This is a genomic window from Nocardia jiangxiensis NBRC 101359 (assembly GCF_000308615.1).
GTDB lineage: Bacteria > Actinomycetota > Actinomycetes > Mycobacteriales > Mycobacteriaceae > Nocardia > Nocardia jiangxiensis.
Map to the genome: position 1 here is coordinate 468,510 of NZ_BAGB01000047.1, position 19,505 is coordinate 488,014.

General features: G+C 68.3%; 20 protein-coding genes. 6 read left to right on the forward strand and 14 right to left on the reverse strand.

The genetic code is table 11. The features are described from left to right. The first annotated feature begins 160 nt into the window (after nucleotides 1-160). Both ON40_RS22680 and ON40_RS22685 read left to right on the forward strand, forming a co-directional pair. The gene (locus ON40_RS22680; protein WP_040825762.1) at nucleotides 161-1,402 is read left to right on the forward strand and encodes an aspartate aminotransferase family protein; all 1,242 of its coding nucleotides are present in this window, start codon (nucleotides 161-163) and stop codon (nucleotides 1,400-1,402) included. 8 nt (nucleotides 1,403-1,410) lie between these two features. Further along, the gene (locus tag ON40_RS22685; RefSeq protein WP_040825764.1) at nucleotides 1,411-1,908 is read left to right on the forward strand and encodes a DUF3830 family protein; all 498 of its coding nucleotides are present in this window, start codon (nucleotides 1,411-1,413) and stop codon (nucleotides 1,906-1,908) included. 66 nt (nucleotides 1,909-1,974) lie between these two features. Here the strand turns inward: ON40_RS22685 and ON40_RS22690 are convergent, their stop codons facing one another. Together ON40_RS22690 and ON40_RS22695 are read right to left on the reverse strand one after the other, a co-directional pair. Further along, the gene (locus ON40_RS22690; protein WP_218008839.1) at nucleotides 1,975-3,360 is read right to left on the reverse strand and encodes an amidase; all 1,386 of its coding nucleotides are present in this window, start codon (nucleotides 3,358-3,360) and stop codon (nucleotides 1,975-1,977) included. A 26-nt stretch (nucleotides 3,361-3,386) separates the two neighbouring features. Continuing rightward, nucleotides 3,387-4,352: a D-2-hydroxyacid dehydrogenase gene (locus tag ON40_RS22695; protein ID WP_040825768.1), complete on the reverse strand. Its 966-nt coding sequence runs from the start codon at nucleotides 4,350-4,352 to the stop codon at nucleotides 3,387-3,389. Between the two features lie 86 nt (nucleotides 4,353-4,438). Here ON40_RS22695 and ON40_RS22700 point away from each other — a divergent pair, with 86 nt between their 5' ends. From ON40_RS22700 to ON40_RS22710, 3 genes are read left to right on the forward strand one after another with little or no spacing between them, the layout of a single operon-like run. Next, nucleotides 4,439-5,179: a maleate cis-trans isomerase family protein gene (locus tag ON40_RS22700; RefSeq protein WP_040825770.1), complete on the forward strand. Its 741-nt coding sequence runs from the start codon at nucleotides 4,439-4,441 to the stop codon at nucleotides 5,177-5,179. Between the two features lie 13 nt (nucleotides 5,180-5,192). Beyond that, nucleotides 5,193-5,966 (forward strand): maleate cis-trans isomerase family protein, encoded by a 774-nt coding sequence (locus ON40_RS22705; RefSeq protein ID WP_083895837.1) that lies wholly within the window; start codon nucleotides 5,193-5,195, stop codon nucleotides 5,964-5,966. Then, nucleotides 5,953-6,645, forward strand: a complete 693-nt coding sequence (locus ON40_RS22710; RefSeq protein WP_040825772.1) for a GntR family transcriptional regulator — start codon at nucleotides 5,953-5,955, stop codon at nucleotides 6,643-6,645. The genes ON40_RS22705 and ON40_RS22710 overlap by 14 nt, the downstream gene beginning before the upstream one ends. A 146-nt stretch (nucleotides 6,646-6,791) precedes the next feature. On the opposite strand, the gene truB is transcribed toward ON40_RS22710, so the two are convergent. From truB to rimP, 11 genes are all read right to left on the reverse strand, one after another. Next, nucleotides 6,792-7,715: a tRNA pseudouridine(55) synthase TruB gene (gene truB / locus ON40_RS22715; protein ID WP_040825774.1), complete on the reverse strand. Its 924-nt coding sequence runs from the start codon at nucleotides 7,713-7,715 to the stop codon at nucleotides 6,792-6,794. Continuing rightward, entirely contained in the window at nucleotides 7,715-8,380 is a 666-nt protein-coding gene (gene npt / locus ON40_RS22720) for a 4'-phosphopantetheinyl transferase Npt (protein WP_040826048.1), read from the reverse strand. Before npt ends, truB begins: the two co-directional genes overlap by 1 nt. 232 nt (nucleotides 8,381-8,612) lie before the next feature. Beyond that, nucleotides 8,613-9,572, reverse strand: a complete 960-nt coding sequence (locus ON40_RS22725) for a metallophosphoesterase family protein (RefSeq protein WP_085997765.1) — start codon at nucleotides 9,570-9,572, stop codon at nucleotides 8,613-8,615. Between the two features lie 94 nt (nucleotides 9,573-9,666). Then, the gene (locus tag ON40_RS22730; RefSeq protein WP_040826049.1) at nucleotides 9,667-11,013 is read right to left on the reverse strand and encodes an MATE family efflux transporter; all 1,347 of its coding nucleotides are present in this window, start codon (nucleotides 11,011-11,013) and stop codon (nucleotides 9,667-9,669) included. Nucleotides 11,014-11,216: 203 nt separating this feature from the next. Next, a complete protein-coding gene (locus ON40_RS22735; RefSeq protein ID WP_040826050.1) occupies nucleotides 11,217-12,227 on the reverse strand; it encodes a DHH family phosphoesterase in 1,011 nt (336 codons plus the stop codon). A 102-nt stretch (nucleotides 12,228-12,329) separates the two neighbouring features. Further along, entirely contained in the window at nucleotides 12,330-12,773 is a 444-nt protein-coding gene (gene rbfA, locus ON40_RS22740) for a 30S ribosome-binding factor RbfA (RefSeq protein WP_040825779.1), read from the reverse strand. Nucleotides 12,774-12,819: 46 nt separating this feature from the next. Continuing rightward, on the reverse strand, nucleotides 12,820-13,110 hold the full coding sequence (locus ON40_RS22745; RefSeq protein WP_040825781.1) for a DUF503 domain-containing protein: 291 nt from the start codon (nucleotides 13,108-13,110) through the stop codon (nucleotides 12,820-12,822). 118 nt (nucleotides 13,111-13,228) lie between these two features. Next, nucleotides 13,229-16,204 (reverse strand): translation initiation factor IF-2, encoded by a 2,976-nt coding sequence (gene infB, locus ON40_RS22750; protein ID WP_040825783.1) that lies wholly within the window; start codon nucleotides 16,202-16,204, stop codon nucleotides 13,229-13,231. Nucleotides 16,205-16,316: 112 nt separating this feature from the next. Then, nucleotides 16,317-16,646, reverse strand: coding sequence for a YlxR family protein (locus ON40_RS50060; protein WP_083895838.1), 330 nt, complete (start codon nucleotides 16,644-16,646; stop codon nucleotides 16,317-16,319). Between the two features lie 64 nt (nucleotides 16,647-16,710). Continuing rightward, complete coding sequence (gene nusA, locus ON40_RS22760) at nucleotides 16,711-17,739, reverse strand: transcription termination factor NusA (RefSeq protein WP_040825787.1); 1,029 nt, start codon at nucleotides 17,737-17,739, stop codon at nucleotides 16,711-16,713. Continuing rightward, nucleotides 17,736-18,347 carry a ribosome maturation factor RimP gene (gene rimP / locus ON40_RS22765; RefSeq protein ID WP_040825789.1) on the reverse strand — a complete coding sequence of 204 codons (612 nt, stop codon included), beginning with the start codon at nucleotides 18,345-18,347 and terminating at the stop codon, nucleotides 17,736-17,738. Before rimP ends, nusA begins: the two co-directional genes overlap by 4 nt. Before the next feature lie 340 nt (nucleotides 18,348-18,687). Between rimP and ON40_RS22770 the strand changes: the two genes are divergently transcribed. Next, nucleotides 18,688-19,245, forward strand: coding sequence for a hypothetical protein (locus ON40_RS22770; RefSeq protein ID WP_245567936.1), 558 nt, complete (start codon nucleotides 18,688-18,690; stop codon nucleotides 19,243-19,245). A 34-nt stretch (nucleotides 19,246-19,279) separates the two neighbouring features. On the opposite strand, the gene ON40_RS50065 is transcribed toward ON40_RS22770, so the two are convergent. Continuing rightward, entirely contained in the window at nucleotides 19,280-19,486 is a 207-nt protein-coding gene (locus tag ON40_RS50065) for a zinc ribbon domain-containing protein (RefSeq protein WP_245567937.1), read from the reverse strand. Nucleotides 19,487-19,505 lie beyond the last annotated feature (19 nt).

Here is a 19,505-nt window from a genome sequence, read left to right on the forward strand (position 1 = left end):
GATGGCCAGACGCTCGGTCTCGTTCACATCCTCGCTGGTGTGTGTCACTGCGCGCTCCTCAATCCCCGCAGACCGTTGCTGCGGCCCTGCCCGCCATGATATTCATATTGTCAACAATCCTACAACAGACAATCCGACCGACTTTCCGAGGCGGCTAACCATGTCCGAGCTCTCCCCCGTCCTCAAGCAAGCCACTCCCGTCACGGTCGACCACGGCGAAGGGTGTTACCTGTACGGCACCGACGGCCGCCGGTATCTGGATTTCACCGCCGGCATCGGGGTGACCAGTACCGGGCACTGCCACCCGCGGGTCGTCGAGGCCGCCCGCGCACAGGTCGGCAGCCTCATCCACGGGCAGTACACGACCGTCATGCATCGTCCGCTGCTCGAACTCACCGAGAAGCTGGGCACGGTGCTGCCCGCGGGCCTGAACTCGCTGTTCTTCGCCAATTCCGGCAGTGAGGCGATCGAATCCGCACTGCGTCTGGTCCGGCAGGCCACCGGGCGGCCGAACGTCATCGTGTTCCACGGCGGATTCCACGGTCGTACCGTCGCCGCGGCGACCATGACGACCTCGGGCACACGGTTCTCGGCCGGATTCAGCCCGCTGATGGGCGGGGTGCACGTCGCGCCGTTCCCCACCGCGTACCGCTACGGCTGGTCCGAGGAGCAGGCGACGGAATTCGCACTGCGCGAACTGGATTACCTGTTCCAGACGCTGAGCGCTCCGGCGGAAACCGCGGCGTTCATCGTCGAGCCGGTGCTCGGCGAGGGCGGCTACATCCCGGGGAACACCGCGTTCTTCCAGGGATTGCGCGAACGTGCCGACCGGCACGGCATCCTGCTGGTGTTCGACGAGATCCAGACCGGATTCGGACGCACCGGAAAGTTCTTCGGCCACCAGCACTTCGACGTGCGGCCCGATGTGATCACCATCGCCAAGGGTCTGGCCAGCGGCTTCCCGCTCTCGGGTATCGCCGCGTCGGAGGAGTTGATGAGCAAGGCGTGGCCCGGTTCGCAGGGCGGCACCTACGGCGGTAACGCGGTCGCCTGTGCCGCGGCCATCGCGACGCTCGAGGTCATCGAATCCGAAGGGCTGGTGGACAATGCGGCAGTGCGCGGGCGTCAGCTGATCGAGGGCGTACGCAAGGCCGCCACCGGGGCGGTGGGCGACGTGCGCGGTCTGGGTCTGCTGGTCGGCTCCGAATTCACCACGCCCGCAGGTGAACCCGACACCGCCACCGCGAGCGCGGCGCAGCGGCTGGCCGCGGAGAAGGGTCTGCTGCTGCTGACCTGCGGCGCGTACAGCAATGTCGTGCGGATGATTCCGCCGCTGGTGGTGTCCGAGAGCCAGGTCGACGATGCACTGGCCCTGTGGTCCGACGTCCTCGACGAGATCTAGGAGATTCCATGGCGCGATACCTCACCATCACTCTCACCAAGGCCGGAATCTCCTGCCGTGCAAGGCTTCTCGATGACGAAGCCCCTCTCACCTGCGCCGCGGTGTGGGATGCCCTGCCCCAGGAGGCCGACGCGTTTCACGCCAAGTACGCCCGCAACGAGGTCTACACCCTCGTCCCGCGCATCACCGCCGCGCCCCACCGCGAGAACCCGACCATCACCCCGATCCCGGGGGACGTCTGCCTGTTCGACTTCGAACCCTGGGAGATCGGCAACCCGGCCTACGGCTACGAACCCGGCTCCGAAGCGCATCACGCCCAGGGCGCAACGGATCTCGCGCTCTTCTACGGCCGCAACAACCTGCTGATCAACGGTGATGTGGGCTGGGTCCCCGGCAACGTATTCGCCACCATCGAAGAGGGCCTGCCCGCCCTCGCCACCGCCTGCAACAACCTGTGGCTGCGTGGCGTCGAGGGGGAAACCCTGTCCTTCGCCCGCGCGGAGTAACGAGGACGTTCACGCGAAAAGCCCGGCCCGCCAACGCTATCGGCGGGCCGGGCTTCTCAGCGAATATCAGGAGCCCAGGACCGTCTCCGCGAAGCGGGCCACGGCCAGCACCAGATCGTCCGAGTGACGCGGCCCGACGATCTGCAGGCCCACCGGCAGCCCCTCGGCCGTGGTACCCGCCGGGATGGAGATGGCGGGCTGCTGAGTCATGTTGAACGGATAGGTGAAGCCGGTCCACTGCGGCCAGCTGCGCAGGCCGCTGCCCGGAGGGACGTCGTGCCCCGCCTCGAAGGCCGGGATGGGCATGGTGGGGGTGATCAGGACGTCGTGGGCGGTGTGGAAGGCGCCCATCACGATGCCGATCTCGGCGGCGACGGCGCGAGCGTCCAGATAGTCGACCGCGGAGTAGGTGTTGCCCTGGTCCCATACCTCGCCCAGGCCGGGATCGACGCGTTCGCGAGTGCCCTCGGGGAATTTCGAGAGCATCGTCGCCGCGCCCGCGGCCCAGAGCAGTTCGAAAGCCTCCAGCGGATCGGCGAATCCGGGGTCCGCAGCCACCACGCGCAGGCCCGCCTCGTCCAGGCGACGCACCGCCGCGTCCACGACCGACGCGACCTCCGGATCGACGTCGACATACCCCAACGTGCCCGAATACGCGACCGTGCAGCCGCGCACATCACGAGCGAGATGGCTGCGGAACGTCGTCACGGTGGGCGCGAGGGCGGTCGGATCGCGCGGATCGGTCAGCGACAGGATGTCCATCAGCAACGCCGTGTCCTCGACGGTCCGGGTCATCGGGCCCGCGTGCGCGAGCGGGCCGAACGGGCTCGCCGGATACAGCGGGATGCGCCCGTGCGTCGGCTTGAATCCGACGATGCCGCAGAACGAGGCCGGAATCCGCACGCTGCCACCACCGTCGGTGCCGACCGAAATCGGGCCCATGCCGGCGGCGACCGCCGCAGCGCTACCGCCCGACGAACCGCCCGAGGTCTTGGACGGATCCACCGGATTGCGGGTGATACCGGTCAGCGGACTGTCGGTGACCCCTTTCCACGCCAGCTCCGGGGTCGTGGTCTTGCCCACGAACACCAGGCCGTCCTCGCGCAGCCGCGCGGCCACCGGACTGTCCACCGGCCACGGCACATCGGCCTGGATCGAGGTGGAACCGCGGCGGGTCGGCCAGCCCTCGGTCAGGAAGATGTCCTTGATCGAGATCGGCACCCCGTCCAGCAGACCTTGTACATGCCCGGAATGCCAGCGTGCCTCGGACTCCTTGGCCTGCACCATCGAGCGGTCCGGATCGACCAGACAGTACGCGTTGACCGAATCGTTGCGAGCGGCGATCGCATCCAGGACCGCGCGGGTCGCTTCCACCGGTGACAACGCACCCGCCGAATATGCCGTGACGAGTTCGACCGCCGTCATGGCGGCGGGCTCGGTAGGAATATCGATATCGGGGTGGGTCATGCTGACTCCCTTCAGGCGGGCACGTAACCCAGCCTCTTGTCGACCACGTTGTCCAGCGGCCGGCCATCGATCCACTTCCGGAAGTTGGCGGCGAACGCCGCGACGATCTCGCGACGCCATCCGACGAAATCACCGGAATTGTGGGGCGTGAGGTGAACATTCGGCAGATCCCACAGCGCATGGCCGGGTGGCAGCGGCTCGGGATCGACGACATCGAGCGCCGCACCGGCCAGCGCACCGGCCCGCAGTGCCGCGACGAGATCGTCTGTCACTACTGATTCCCCACGACCGACGTTGATGAAACGGGCATGTGGTTTGAAAGCCGTAAAAGCACGAGCGTCGAACATGTTCCGGGTCTGCGTGGTCAGCGGTGCGACCGCGACCACATAATCCGCCGCGGGAAGTTCGGCATGCAGATCGGTGCCGACACCGCCGAAATCGGGGTCGTCGGTGCTCGAACGACGCCCAAGCCCACGTACCCGCATACCCACCGCACGCAGCAGCCGCGCGATCGACCGGCCGATCGATCCGGTACCGACGATCAGCACCGACGCACCGGCGATCCGTTCGGATTCGCGATGACGCCAGAGGTGATCGCGCTGCAGGCGCTGCGACTCGGGCAGGTCCTTGGCGAAGGAGAGTATCTGCGCGAGAACGTATTCGGCGATGGGAGTGTCGAAAACGCCGCGAGTGTTGGTGACGGTGACATCACTGGCGATGAGCTCGTCGAACAGCACCGAATCGACACCGGTCGCGCCGACATGCAACCATGACAGGCGGTCCGCTGCGGGCCATGCGCCCGGCAACGCCGTGGTCAGGAAGTCGTAGACGAACAGTGCTTCGGCACCGCGCAACGCCTCGGCGAACCCATCCGCAGCCGTGTAGCGAACCTCGGCCCGCTCTTCGACCGGGCGCATCAGCTGCGCATCGGGCCGAGTGCCATCGTGCAGAACGGTGACTATTGGGCCCTCTTTCACATTGACAGACTAAAAACACATCGTATGATTGTCAACAATCCGATCGTGTGCGGAGGACTACCAGGCTGGACGCGAGAGGGGCCCTCGTGGAACTGAATTTGCCCGAATTCGACGGGCCCGTGGCCCAGCGGGGCATCGGCATCATCGCGCCGTTCGATCTCGCGTTAGAGCGGGAACTATGGCGCTGGGCGCCGCTCGAGGTGAGCCTGCATCTCGCGCGCACCCCGTACGAACCTGTGCCGGTTTCGGTCGAGATGGCCGAATTGGTTTCCGACGCAGTACATCTCACCGCAGCCACCCGCAACGTGCTGCATGTGGATCCGGAGGTCATCGCCTATCTGTGCACCTCGGGCAGTTTCATCAAGGGGCTGGAGTACGAGCGGTCGCTCGTCGATGCCATCTGCCGCGCCGGGGCCGCCGATGCGGTGACCACGTCCGGGGCACTGGTCGAGGCCATCACCAAACTCGAGATCGGCCGATTGTCGGTGATCACCCCCTACGACGAGGTGCTCACCCACAAACTGCACGACTTCCTCGACGAAGCCGGTTGCGAGGTCATCCGCTCGGACCATCTCGGCCTGGGCGGCGGCATCTGGAAGGTCAGCTACCGCACCATCGCCGAACGCATCATCAACGCCGACGACCCACAGGCTCAGGCGATCTTCGTCAGCTGTACCAATCTGCCCACCTACGACCTGATCGAGCCGCTCGAACAGGCGCTGGGCAAACCCGTGCTCACCGCGAACCAGCTCACCATGTGGGCGTGCCTGGGCCGGATGAAACTGCCGATGATGGGGCCAGGCAAATGGCTCCGGAACGTTTTCTGACCGAAGGAGACCCATGACACCCGCGATCGGCTTCATCTATCCGGACCACGCCGCCGAGGACGACTATCCGCGCGCCGCGGCGATACTGGGCGTCGACCTGCACGTCGCGCACATCTACGGCACCGACCTGCACGCGGTGCCCGAACTGCTCGATCTCGGCAGTCCGGCCCGGCTGCGCGAAGGGGCCGCACTGCTGGCCGGGTACGCGCCGAGCGCGGTGGTGTGGGCCTGCACCTCGGGCAGTTTCGTCTACGGACCGGACGGTGCGCGCGAGCAGGTCCGCGGGCTCGCCGAGGCCGCCGCAGTGCCCGCGTCGAGCACCAGCTTCGCGTTCGTGAACGCGGCGCGGGCGATCGGGGTGACGCGGGTCGCGGTGTGCGCAAGCTATCCCGACGACGTGGCCCGGCTGTTCGTGGATTTCCTTGCTGCCGAAGGGATTCAGGTCCTGTCGATGTCCAGTGCGGGCATCGACACCGCCGCGGAGGTCGGCACACTGTCCCCCGAACAGGTCCTCGAGCTGGCCGTGGCCAACGATCATCCCGATGCGCAGGCGCTGTTGATTCCCGATACCGCCATGCACACCCTGGAGGTGTTGCCGAAGCTGGAGGCGGCTCTGGGCAAGCCGGTGCTCACGGCCAATCAGGTGACCATCTGGGAAGGACTGCGCCTGGCCGGATATGCTCCCGACACCGCAGCGCCGCCCGGTGCCGCCACACCGGACTCCGTCATCGAACCGTCGGGGCTGGGAAAGCTATTGTCCGAAAGGCTGATTCATGTCGGTCATTGAATTCGAGCCGGTGAATCGGCAGTCCACCGCCGAGATGATCGCCGACCGGCTGCGCGACGCCATCATGCACGGCGCCCTCGGCCCCGGCGCACAGCTGGTCGAGGCCGATCTCGCCGCACAGTTCGACGTCTCGCGCGGCCCGGTCCGAGAAGCCATGCAGCGCTTGGTATCCGAGGGTCTGCTGCACAGCATCCGGCACCGGGGCATCTTCGTCATCGAGCTGACCCCCGAGGACGTGATCGACGTCTACCGGGCGCGCACCGCCATCGAAGGCGGTGCGCTGGAGCTGATCCTGGACGGACGTCGCACCATCGCCTACGAGGCCCTCGGCCCCAGCGTCGCCGACATGCTGACCTGCGCCGAACGCGGTGACTCCGTCGGGGTCTCCGCCGCCGACCAGGCATTCCACGAGGCGCTGGTGGACAGCGCCGCCAGCACCCGCCTCACCCGCGCCGCGCGCACCCTGCTGATCGAGACCCGCATGTGCCTGGGCGCCCTGCAAACGGCCTACCCGGACATCCGTGACCAGGCCCGCGAACACGTCGAGCTGCGCGAGGCGATCGGCGAGGGCTCCCCCGCCCGCGCCCGCACCCTGCTGATCGACCACATGCACGACGCGGTCGAACGCCTCCGCCCCCTGCAACAGCCCGAGCCGGAGGCCGAGCCGGACGTGAGCTGAAAGTTGTAGCGGCACAACGCTCGGCCCCCATGAACAACGGCCGCCTTTACGAAGCGCGCAGCACGCTGGGCCAGGCCGACGTCATCACCGAGGTCCAGGATCAAGAGGCTGCGGCAGATCGGGCCGGGCGGGGATATCCTTGTGGCTCAGTCGATCAGGCCGCGCGGCCGGACCACCAGAACCGGTGACGAGCGCTTGCCCTTCTCTTCCAGCAGTGCGATCGCCCGGCCGTCCTCGGTGAGGGCGGCGTGGACGCCGCGTTGGCCGATCGGGTCCAGCCAGCGGCCGTCGCGGAGGGATTCGGCCTGCTCGGGGGTGATGGTGCGGTGTGGGAAGGCAAGGCGCGCAGCGGAATCGATGTCGAGGTTGAGGGTCGGATCCTCGGCCAGGGATTCCAGGGTGCGGGCGTGGTCCAGGGTGAACGGACCCACTCGGGTCCGGCGCAGAGCGGTGAGATGACCTCCGACGCCGAGACTTTCACCCAGATCGCGGGCCAGGGCACGGATGTAGGTGCCCGAGGAGCATTCGACCTCGACGTCCAGGTCCACGAATGTGGTTGTACCGGTGTCGATATCGCGTCGGGCGAGTAGATCGAAGCGGGAGACCGTGACCGGGCGCGCGGCGAGTTGCACGTCTTCTCCCGCGCGGGCGCGGGCGTAGGCGCGCTCACCGTCGACCTTGATCGCGCTGACCGTGGCCGGGATCTGTTCGATATCGCCGGTCAATCGTGCTGCGCCGGAAGCGATATCGGCGTCGGCGAGATGAGCGGCCGGTGTGGTGGCGAGGGTCTCGCCCTCGGCATCGTCGGTCACCGTGGACTGTCCCAGCCGGATCGTCGCGGAATACGCCTTGGTGGTGAGACTGAGCAGACCGAGCATCTTCGTGGCGCGCTCGACGCCCAGCACCAGCACACCGGTCGCCATCGGGTCCAGCGTTCCGGCGTGGCCGATCTTGCGGGTGCGCAGGATCTTTCGGCAGCGGGATACCACGTCGTGGCTGGTCATACCACCCGCCTTGTCAACGAGCAGCAGGCCGCCGAGCGCATCCACCAGCGCGGGTTCGCGCCCCATCAGCCGACCGCGATGCCGGTCAGGATCAGCCCCTCGGCGATCAGCCAGCGTCCGTCGAAGGACTGCAGCGGTGCGCCGCCGTCGGTGGTCTGCCCGGGCACCAGCAGTTCGGTGTGGAAACCACCGGAGGAGCCGTCGTCATCGATGGTGAAGGTGATGTGCGCATCCTCGAATCCCAACCAGCGCAACGTCAATGGGAACCACGCCTTGTAGGTGGCCTCCTTCGCGCAGAACAGCAGCCGGTCCAGATGCAGGCCGGTCGCCGGGAGCGCACCCGCGAGCCAGGTGCGTTCCGCGGGCAGGCTCACCGAGTCCAGCACGCCCTCGGGCAGCGGACCGTGCGGTTCGGCATCGATCCCGATCGACCGCCAGCGCAACCGATGCGCCAGCGCCGCGGCCCGATATCCGTCGCAATGGGTCAGGCTGCCGACGACACCGCGCGGGAACAGCGGCATACCCCGCTCCCCCTTGCCGATCGCCACCTCCGGCTCACCCAGTTGCGCCAGCGCCTGCCGGGCGCAATACCGAGCGCCGATGAAATCCCGCCGCCGCTTCTCCACCGATTTGGCGATCAGATGTTCCTCGCCCGGATGCACCCGCAGACCCTCGGGATACTGCACCAGTTCCGCCGTGGCCACACCGCTGGGCAGGATTCTGCCGAGTATGCGTGCGGGTCCGCCGCGTTCGGTACGTTCACCGGCCCCACCGTGATCGGACACGCCGCCTGCCTCGCGCATCTCGCTCGCCGACTCCTCGATGACCGCCTCCTGAATCGCTGTTCACCTGCTCCACGAGCCTAGCCGAGGGCCCGGATGCGCTGCCCGGGCATACATCCTCCGAGATCCGGCCCATCCGTCGCGATGTCTCAGGACAGTGGAACCACCTCGGCTGTACCGATCAGGCGAGGCCGCGGCGGCGTTCGGCCATCTGACGCATCTTCTCGGCGGCCTCGGCCATCTCCGGGGTGACCTTGAAGTGGCCGCCCCATTGGTTCAGATCGTCCGGGCCGTAATTCGGGGCAGGCAAGATCTGGCGCAGCAGTTTGTCGGGCAGACCGCGACGCTTCCATTCGCGCGGATAACCGAGCGAGACCTCCTCGAAGCGAACCCCGTCGTAATACGTGGTGCGCGGAATGTGCAAGTGGCCGTAGACCGAGCAGACCACGTTGTAGCGGGTGTGCCAATCGGCGGTGAGTTCGGTGCCGCACCACAGCGCGAATTCCGGATAGAACAGCATCCGGGTGGGTTCGCGGTTCAGCGGGAAGTGGTTGATCAGCACGACCGGGGTGCCGGGTTCGAGATCGTCCAGACGGCGGCGGGTGTACTTCACCCGGGCCTCGCACCAGGCATCGCGGGTGATGTACGGATCCGGGGAGAGCAGGAACTCGTCGGTCGCGACGACGTTGCGGTCCCGGGCGATGCGCAGCGCGTCGGTCGCGGTGTACGCGCCCTCGGGCATCCAGGAGTAGTCGTAGAGCAGGAACATCGGCGCGAGCGTCACCGGACCGCCGAACTCCTGCGAACCCTCGCCCTCCCACACCGGGAACGGATCCTCCGGCGTGAGCACGTCTAGGTCGCGGCACAGCGACACCAGATAGTCGTAGCGCGCCGCGCCACGCATCTGCACCGGGTCCTTTGCCGTGGTCCACAGTTCGTGATTGCCGGGCACCCAGATCACCTTGGCGAACCGCTCCCGCAGGACGCTCAGCGCCCAGCGAATATCGTCACTGCGCTCCCCGACGTCCCCGGCGACGATCAGCCAGTCCTCTGGCGAGTCGGCGCGAATCGCCTCGACCACTGGCTTGTTGCCCTGATGCCCGACATGGATATCGCTCACCGCCATCAGCTTCGGAACCACCCGGCACACACCTCTCTGCTCGCCCGCGTCCCCTGCGTAACCGCGGCTGTCCCCCTCCACATTCCCATGCCCCCGGGCCCACAGGCCAACCGTGCTACGACGGCAGCTCCGCACCGACCCGCGCCCAGCGGCCCGACACCGCCCGAATACCGACCGCGACCAGGCGCGCGACGATGAAACCGCTCAACCCCGCCCAGATTCCGGCGATCCCCCAGTGGAACACCAGCGACAGCCAGATCATCGGCAGGAAACCGAGCAGACCGGCCAGCATCGTGGTGTTGCGCAGATAGGCCGCATCGCCCGCGCCGAGCAGCACACCGTCCAGGGCGAAGACCACCCCGGCCACCGGGATCAGCGGAACGAAGAACCACCAGATCACGTGAACGCGATCGAGGACCTGCGCATCACCGGTGAACAACTCCGGTACCAGGACGCTGCCTGCCGCGAAGATCACCGCGAGCACGACCGCGAACAGCGTCGACCAGGCCGTGATCCGCCGCGCCAGCCGCTGGGCACCGGCCGCGTGGCCCGCGCCCAGCGCCGCGCCCACCAGCGTCTGCGCCGCGATCGCCAGCGAGTCCAGCGTCAGGCTCAGGAAGTTCCACAGCTGCAACACCAGCTGATGCGCCGCGACCGAGGCCGCACCGAATCGTGCGGCCACCGCGCCCGCGGAGACGAAACACGCCTGGAAGGCGAAGCTGCGCATGATCAGATCCCGGCCGAGCCGCAACTGATCGCGCATGATCTCCGGCTGCGGAGCCAGCGGAACCCGTTGCCGCACGAGCGAACTCAGGAAGAACCCGCCGGAAACCAGCTGCCCGGCCAGATTCGCCGTCGCCGATCCGGCCAGCCCCATCCGGGGCGCGCCCAGCAGTCCGTGCACCAGTGTCGGACACAGCAGGGCCGAAATCACCAGTCCCGCGATCACATACACCAGCGGACGACGTATCCGCTGCACTCCGCGCATCCAGCCGTTCCCGGCATTGGCCAGCAGGATCATCGGCACGCCGCAGCAGGCGATACGCACCCAGCGCACGGCCTCGTCCGCGATATCGGCCCGCCCCGCGACCGCGTGGGTGATCGGCCCCGCGAGCACCTGCAGCACCACGATGATCGCCACCCCGATCCCGATCGCCAGCCAACTGGCCTGCACTCCCTCGCCCACGGCCCCGTAAGTATCCCCCGCCCCGTGCCGGCGGGCCGCGCGCGCGGTCGTGCCGTAGCTCAGGAACGTCAGCTGCGTGCTGACCAGTCCGAGAATCAGCCCGCCGACCGCGAGCCCCGCCAGCGCCAGCGCACCCAGCCGCCCCACCACCGCCATATCGAACAGCAGATAGATCGGCTCGGCCACCAGCACGCCCAACGTCGGAATCGCGATCCGCAGAATCCGCCCGGGACCGGCCGCCGGGAGTTCTGCCTGTGCGACGTCCTGCCCCGTCACCTGCTCACGCACCGCGTCACCGGACACCGCGCCCGCCCCTCACACAATCGACGCACCCATCCGGACCACCGGACAGCGCCCCTCCGATCGAGTCCACCACAGCCCTTCCCGATCGCCCGACAAAGCCGACACCACCATCGCACAGAGGTCCGACAAGTCCGCTACCGGGCACTATCCCGGTCGATGCCGTGGAATCCGGTCGGCTAACCGACAGCGTCGAGCGCTGTCAGGAGGGCCGCCACGAGATGTTCGGGACTTCCGGTGGTCGTGTAACCGGCCGCGTAGCGGTGACCGCCACCGCCCAGGACCGTCGCGACGCGCGCCACGTCGACGCCGTCGTCCGCGCCGATGCCCGAGGCACGCGAGCGCAGCGAGACCGTCCAGAGTTCGGCGGTGGTGCGAGATTCCTTGAACACCACCGCGATCGCGGCCTCGGCCGTGGTGCGGATGACGTCGATGACGCTCTCGACCTCCTCCGAACGCACCCCGCTCATATCCTCGCGGCGCACGAAGACGTAGACCAGACCGGCGCCGTCGGCGGCGGACGGTTCGATCCGCGCGGTGCCCAGAACTCGGGAGAGCATGCCGAGCCAGCCGAACGGATGGGTGTCCATCAACGTCCGAGTGATGCCCGCACCGTCGATACCGGTTGCCAGCAATCTCTCGGCAAGTTTGTGTGTGCCGGGGCCCGCCCACTTGAAGGATCCGGTGTCGGTGACCAGACCCGCGAACAGGCAGAACGCGATGTCGTGATCGATCGGCTCACCCCAGGCATCGAGGATCCGGGCCAGCAGCGCGGTGGTCGACTCCGCGGTCGGATCCACCACGTTCACCGAGCCGAAACAGGTGTTGGAACGATGATGGTCGAGCACCAGAGTCGTTGCCGCACCGGCGATCCGGCCGGCCAGCGCGCCGAGTCGACCGGCACTGCCGCAATCCACGGCGACCAGTACGTCCACCTCGGCGGGCACCTGCTCCGGCGGCACCAGATGTTCGGTGCCCGGCAGCGAACGCATCGAGACCGGTAATTCGGCCGGCGCGGCGAAGGAGACCCGCACCGGCGTCCCGCGCCGGTGCAACACCTGCGCGAGTGCCAGCCCACTGCCGATGGTGTCGGCGTCGGGCTGAACGTGACACAGCACGGTCACCGACCGCGCCGCGTCCAGAACCTGCACGGCCGCAGCGAGATCGGCTGTCGGCGTTACTGCTGTCATGGTCTCGACCACGTTTCCTCTGGCGGTGGGGCGGCCTCGGTGCGATCACACCGAGCACCGCTATAAGACCGGCTTCCCACCGCGGCGACCACGAAACCGCGGTCAGTCTTCTTCGTCCGGTTCGGTCTTGTAGGGATCGGCGTCACCGGCATGGGTCGCGTTCGCGGCGACCTGAGCCACCCGCTCGTCGACCGCACGGGCCCGAGCCAGCAGCTCCTCCATCTCGCGTGCCGCGTCCGGCACGGTATCCAGCACGAAGGCCAGCGAGGGGGTGAACTTGATCCCCGTCGCCGCGCCGACCTTGGAGCGCAGTACGCCCTTCGCCTTGTCCAGACCCGCGGCCGCGGCCGCGTAGTCGGGCTCGGACTGCAGGTTCTGGCCCAGCACGGTGTAGTAGACGGTCGCTTCGCGCAGATCACCGGTCACCTTGGCGTCGGTGATCGTCACGAAACTCAGTCTCGGATCTTTGATCTCGTATTCGATCGCCGTACCCACGATCGAGACGATCCGCTTCGCGAGTCGGCGTGCCCTGGCTTGATCCACCATGGCGTCCTCCTGAAGTATCCACTAGCGGCGGACACGATGCCGCCGGTCAGTCCTCTGGCCCGAAGATCCTGCGGCGTACTGCCAGCAACTCTAGCTCCGGACGCGCCGCCACGTGGCGTTCGCACTTGTCCAGCACCTGGGTGAGATGACCCATCTCGGAGCTGACCAGGGCGACGCCCAGCAGAGTACGGCGATGTTTGTCGTGCTCTCCGCCCTCGGCCGCGCTGACACCGAAGCGCTGCAGCTCGGCCACGACCGGGCGGATGACGGAACGCTTCTGCTTCAGCGAATGAACGTCGCCGAGCAGGATGTCGAACTCGAGCGCTCCGATGAACAAGGGCTCACCTCTTTGCTTTTCAGCGGTGCCGATCCCACCGCCGCCGTCCCGCCGCCCGCGGCCGGAAGACCCGACCGCGGGCGCGGAACGACGACGATGTGACAGGTACTGGATCCGCTCAGTCCCGCGGCTTCTCCCGAAGCTCGAAGGCCTCGATGACGTCGCCTTCCTTGATGTCGTTGTAGCCCAGGGTGATACCACATTCGAAGCCCTCGCGAGCCTCCATGACATCGTCCTTCTCCCGGCGCAACGACTGCAGCGTGGTCTCGGCGACCACGACATTGTCGCGGAGCAGGCGCACCTTGGCGTTGCGCTTGACCGAACCCGCGGTGACCATACAACCGGCGATATTGCCGATCTTCGAGGAGCGGAAGATCGCCCGGATCTCCGCACGCCCCAGCTCGACCTCTTCGTAGATCGGCTTGAGCATGCCCTTGAGGGCCTTCTCGATCTCGTCGATGGCCTGGTAGATCACCGAGTAGTACCGGATGTCCACGCCCTCGCGGTTGGCCAGCTCGGTCGCCTTGCCCTCCGCGCGAACGTTGAATCCGATGATGATCGCGTTCGACGCCGAGGCCAGGTTGACGTTGGTCTCGGTGACGCCACCGACACCGCGGTCGATGACCCGCAGGCGCACCTCGTCGCTGATCTCGATGCCCAGCAGGGCCTCCTCGAGCGCCTCGACGGTACCCGAGTTGTCGCCCTTGAGAATCAGGTTCAGCTCCGAGGTCTCCTTCAGAGCGGCATCCAGATCTTCCAGGCTGATCCGCTTGCGGCTGCGCGCGGCCAGTGCGTTGCGCTTGCGCGCATTGCGCCGGTCGGCGATCTGCCGCGCGATGCGGTCCTCCTCGACGACGAGCAGGTTGTCACCCGCACCGGGCACCGACGTGAAGCCGATGACCTGGACCGGCCGCGAGGGCAGGGCCGCATCGACATCCTCGCCGTGCTCGTCGACCATGCGGCGCACACGCCCGTAGGCATCGCCCGCGACGATCGAGTCGCCGACCCGCAGGGTGCCGCGCTGGATGAGCACCGTGGCCACCGGACCGCGACCGCGGTCCAGGTGCGCCTCGATGGCGACACCCTGCGCGTCCATATCCGGGTTGGCCCGCAGATCCAGCGCCGCGTCCGCGGTCAGCACGACCGCTTCCAGCAGACCCTGGATGTTGATGTTCTGCCGGGCGGAGATGTCGACGAACATGGTGTCGCCGCCGAACTCCTCGGCCACCAGGTTGTACTCGGTCAGCTGCTGACGGATCTTCTGAGGGTTCGCACCCTCCTTGTCGATCTTGTTGACCGCCACCACGATCGGCACGTCCGCGGCCTGCGCGTGGTTGATCGCCTCCACCGTCTGCGGCATGACGCCGTCGTCGGCGGCGACCACCAGCACCGCGATGTCCGTGGACTTCGCACCACGGGCACGCATGGCGGTGAACGCCTCGTGACCCGGGGTGTCGATGAAGGTGATCAGGCGGTCCTCGTCGTTGACGTTCGTCAGGACCTGGTACGCGCCGATGTGCTGGGTGATTCCGCCGGCCTCGCCCTCGCGGACGTTGGTCTTGCGGATGGTGTCCAGCAGTCGGGTCTTACCGTGATCGACGTGGCCCATGACGGTGACCACCGGCGGGCGGACCTGCAGGTCCTCCTCGCCGCCCTCGTCCTCGCCGTAGGTGAGGTCGAAGCTCTCCAGCAGCTCGCGGTCCTCGTCCTCCGGGGAGACCACGTGCACGACGTAGTTCATCTCGCCGCCGAGCAGCTCGAGCGTCTCGTCGTTCACCGACTGGGTCGCGGTGACCATCTCACCGAGGTTGAACAGCGCCTGGACCAGCGAGGCCGGGTTGGCGTTGATCTTCTCGGCGAAGTCGGACAGCGACGCACCACGGGCGAGCCGGATGATCTCGCCGTTACCGCGCGGCAGCCGCACGCCGCCGACGGCGGGCGCCTGCATCGAGTCGTATTCCTGGCGCTTCTGACGCTTGGACTTGCGGCCGCGACGCGGCGCACCACCGGGACGTCCGAACGCACCCGCGGCACCGCCGCGACCACCCGGACCACCGGGACGACCGCCGCCGCCACCGGGACGTCCCCGGAAGCCACCGGCTGCGGGAGCACCCGCACCGGCACCGCCACCGGGACCACCCGTGCCGGCGCCGCCACCGCCACCGCGGTAACCGCCGCCGCCGCCACCGGGACGACCGCCGCCGCCACCGGGACCACCGCCCGGACGACCCGGACGACCGGCGCCGCTCGGACCCGGACGTGCCGCACGCTGCGGCATCGCACCCGGATTCGGCCGCGGCGGCATCGAGCCGGGGCTGGGACGCGGACCACCCGGACGCGGGCCACCGCCCTGCGCCGCGGCCGGACGCTGACCGCCCTGACCGGGGCCGGGACGCTGACCGGGCGTCGGCCGGGGACCGCCGCCCTGCGACGGACCCGGACGCGGGCCGCTGGGCCCGGGAGCCGGACGCGACGCGGGCCGCTCGGGCGCCGAGGAGAACGGATTGTTGCCCACCCGAGGGGTTTTCGGGCCGGGCTTGGGGCCGCCGGGACGCGGGCCACCGCCCTGCGCGGCGGCCGGACGCTGCTGCTGACCCGGACGCGGGCCACCGGGAGCCGGACGCGGACCGGACCGATCCGCACCCGGACGCGGAGCGTGCTCCTGCGGCGCGGGCTTGGCGGCCGGACCCGGCTTCACCGAGGGACCCGGCTTGGCCGCCGGAGCGTTCTCGGACCGGGGGGCCGGCGCCGGGGCCTTGGCGGCCGGAGCCTCGGGCTGCTGCGCCGGGGGCGGAGCGGGCGCCGGGGTGGGACGCGGTCCCGGACGGGGACCGGGCGTCGCGCCGGACGACGGTTTGGGACCCGGACGCGCGGACTGCCCCGGGCCGGGACGGGGACCGCCGGACTTGCCGCTGCCGTTGGCGGGTGCGGACTTGGACGCGAACGATTCCCGCAGACGACGCGCAACGGGTGCTTCCACCGTCGACGACGCCGATTTCACGAACTCGCCCTGCTCCTTGAGCGTTGCGAGTAGTTCCTTGCTCGTGACACCGAGTTCTTTGGCCAACTCGTGCACGCGGGCCTTGCCTGCCACTGCTCTCCTCACTGAGAGGTCGAGCGTGGCGGCCCGTCACCTGTGGACGGGGGGCCCGCACGACCTCGGGTTATCTCCGATGGACGTTCATCGCTGGTACTTCACGGTGTGCTCATGAGTGCTCGTGCCTGTTCTCGAGGTAGTGCTCCAGGGCTGAGATATCCAGTTTTCCGGACACTCGTAGTGCTCTGCCGAACGATCGACGCCGTTCCGCATTGCTCAGACAAGCCGATGAGGGGTGCAACCAGGCACCCCTTCCGGGAAGTCTGCGCCGCGGATCGGGAACGATCGCAACGCTGTCCGTTCCGGACGTCTGCGCCACGATCCGCAACAGATCGGCGGCCAGCTCGCGTTTCCGGCATCCGATGCACGTCCGGACGGGTCCGGTGCGCGGCGGTGCCGAAGACTCGCGCTGAGCCAACGTCCACTGTACCGCTGTCATGTCCGGAACCCCGCATCCAGCCCTCTGGTTAGCTACCAACCTGTCATCCCGTGCGAGAAATCTCTCACCCGCGCTGGGCCTCCGAACGCATCGGGCCTGCCGGATCCGGCGCCGCATCGCTGCGGATATCGATCCGCCAGCCCGTCAGGCGCGCGGCCAGGCGGGCGTTCTGCCCCTCCTTGCCGATCGCCAGCGACAGCTGGAAATCCGGGACGACCACCCGCGCGGCACGGCCCTCCTCGTCGACGACCGTGACGGAGACAACCTTCGACGGGGACAGCGCATTCCCGACGAAGGTGGCCGGATCCTCGGCGTAGTCGATGATGTCGATCTTCTCGCCCGCGAGCTCGCTCATCACGTTGCGCACGCGCTGGCCCATCGGGCCGATGCACGCGCCCTTGGCGTTCACGCCCGACACGGTGGTGCGCACGGCGATCTTGGAGCGGTGCCCGGCCTCGCGGGCGACCGCGACGATCTCCACCGAGCCGTCGGCGATCTCGGGCACCTCCAGCGCGAACAGCCGCCGCACCAGATTCGGATGCGTGCGCGAGAGCGTGATCTGCGGACCACGCGGCCCGCGCGAGACGCCCACCACGTAGCACTTGATCCGATCGCCGTGCTCGTACTTCTCCCCCGGCACCTGCTCGGCGGGCGGGATCAGCCCCTCGGTCCCGTGCACCTCGCTGCCGATCCGCACCACGATGGTTCCGCGGGCGTTCATCCGGGCGTCGCGCTGCACGACGCCGCCGACGATATCGCCCTCGTGCGTGGAGAATTCGCCGAACGACTTCTCGTTCTCCGCATCGCGCAACCGCTGCAGCACCACCTGACGCGCGGTCGTCGCGGCGATGCGCCCGAACCCCTCGGGGGTGTCGTCCCATTCGGAGATGACGTTGCCGTCCGCGTCGAGTTCGCGAGCCATCACCCGCACCACACCGGACTTCTGGTTGATGTCGATGCGCGCGTTGGGCTCGTGACCCTCGGTGTGCCGGTAGGCGGTGAGTAGGGCGGACTCGATCGCGGAGATCACGGTCTCCATCGCGATGCCCTTGTCCGCGACGATCGCGCGCAGGGCTTCGATTTCGATGTTCATGCCATGGTCCCTTCGGTCGAAGCTGGCGCTGATTGGATTGCTCCCTGGTCGTCCTGTGCCCCGGGCGCCGGGCGTCCGGGGGCGACTCCCCCGGCGAGTTCCATCTCCGCCGCGCCCGGCGCGGAGAATTCCACCTGGACCACGGCGCGCTCGATATCGGCGAGCGGGATGTGGACGCGGTGGGGCTTTCGCCGTCCGCCGAGTACCAGAGCCACCTCGGTGTCGGTGGTCTCACCGACTCGGGCCTCGAACTTCCCGGTGTCCTCGGGAACGGGCGCATCGGGGCGCAGGGTGATGCGCACCTTGCGGCCGCGAGCGCGGCGCCAGTGGCGTGGATGGGTCAACGGACGGTCCACCCCGGGGGTGGTGACTTCGAGCAGATACGGAGTTTCACCGAAATCACCCGCCTCGTCCAGGATTTCGGAGACATCGGTGCTCAGGTCCGCCACCGCGTCCAGATCGACGGTGGCATCGCTATCGATGGTGACCACGACTCGCGCCTGGTCCTTGCCCGCGCCCGACACAGCAACGCCCTCGAGATCGAACCCTCGACTCTCGACGAGCTCAGCAACGAGCTGGCTCACCCTTTCCTCGGTCGGCATCGGCATGTGGGGCGGCTCCTGGTTCAGTTGTGGCGGGTTGGAGTTGTCGGTATCGGTCCTGGTCGAGCATGGTCGGCGCGCGGCGTCGGCGGAATACTCCACCGGAGGTCTAGCGTAACGCGCTGCAAGAGTGTAAAGGACCAGCCACCGTTCTCAGGTTTCCCGTGCTCACAGCGGCCGCCGTGGGCTCTCGTCGGCGCGGTTCGCCGCTTCGGGTGCGAGCCGGGCGCGAATCCGCACAGCGAACCCGCTCCGGACCGGACGAGAGTCGGCTCGGCGTCGTCGCCGCGCGGGCCGCGACGCGCCCGCCGTCCCCGGTCGGGACGATGACTGGCACGATGTACGCGTGCCGACCAGTCATCGCGTCCATCCACCCGGCAGTTCCGCGCCACCCGCCGCCGATGCAGGAATTCGGACCGCCGCACTCGACCGCCGGGCGCTGCTGCGCGTCGCGGGCGGCGGTGCGTTCGCGATCATGTCCCTGAGCGCCGCGGCCTGCGCCAAGGACAAGCCACTAGAGCCGGACGCACTACTGCCGCACGAGGTTTCGGCTCGCACCGACGCGGTGTGGGCGAGGGCCGCCGCGGCCACCGCACCCGACAAGGCTGCCGCGCTGACCGTCGTCGCGACCCAGCGCACCGCCCACGCCGACGCCCTGCGCGCCGAGATCGATCGAGCCATCGGCCTGTACGGCGACGGCACCAAACCGAAGTCGGCCAGCCCGCCGGTCACGCCCCCGGTCGCCCCGTCGCCGCCACCGACCGTCGATGCCGTGCGCACCCGGATCGCCACGGCACAGAAGTCGGCCGCCGACGCGGCGCCGACGATTTCCGCCTACCGCGCCGGGCTGCTGGCCTCGATCAGCGCGTCCTGCGCCGCCCACGTGGAGGTTCTGCTGACTTAACGGCTCTCCTGCCTGAAGGCGGGAGATTTCCAGCTCAGACCGCAACCGAACCACCCACCCGGAGGAGGTGATCCGATTGTCTTACATCCTCGACACCGACGTGGCCCCGTTCTGCCACGGCCAGAATCACTCTGGCAGCGTTCCGGTCCCGACTGTCTGCGAATCCGCAAGCCTCGCACCGGAAGTTCCTCTCGTGCAGTTCGAGTCGCTTGGTTCTCGCGAAACACCGACCGCACGTCATGACAACACCGGATCGGCGG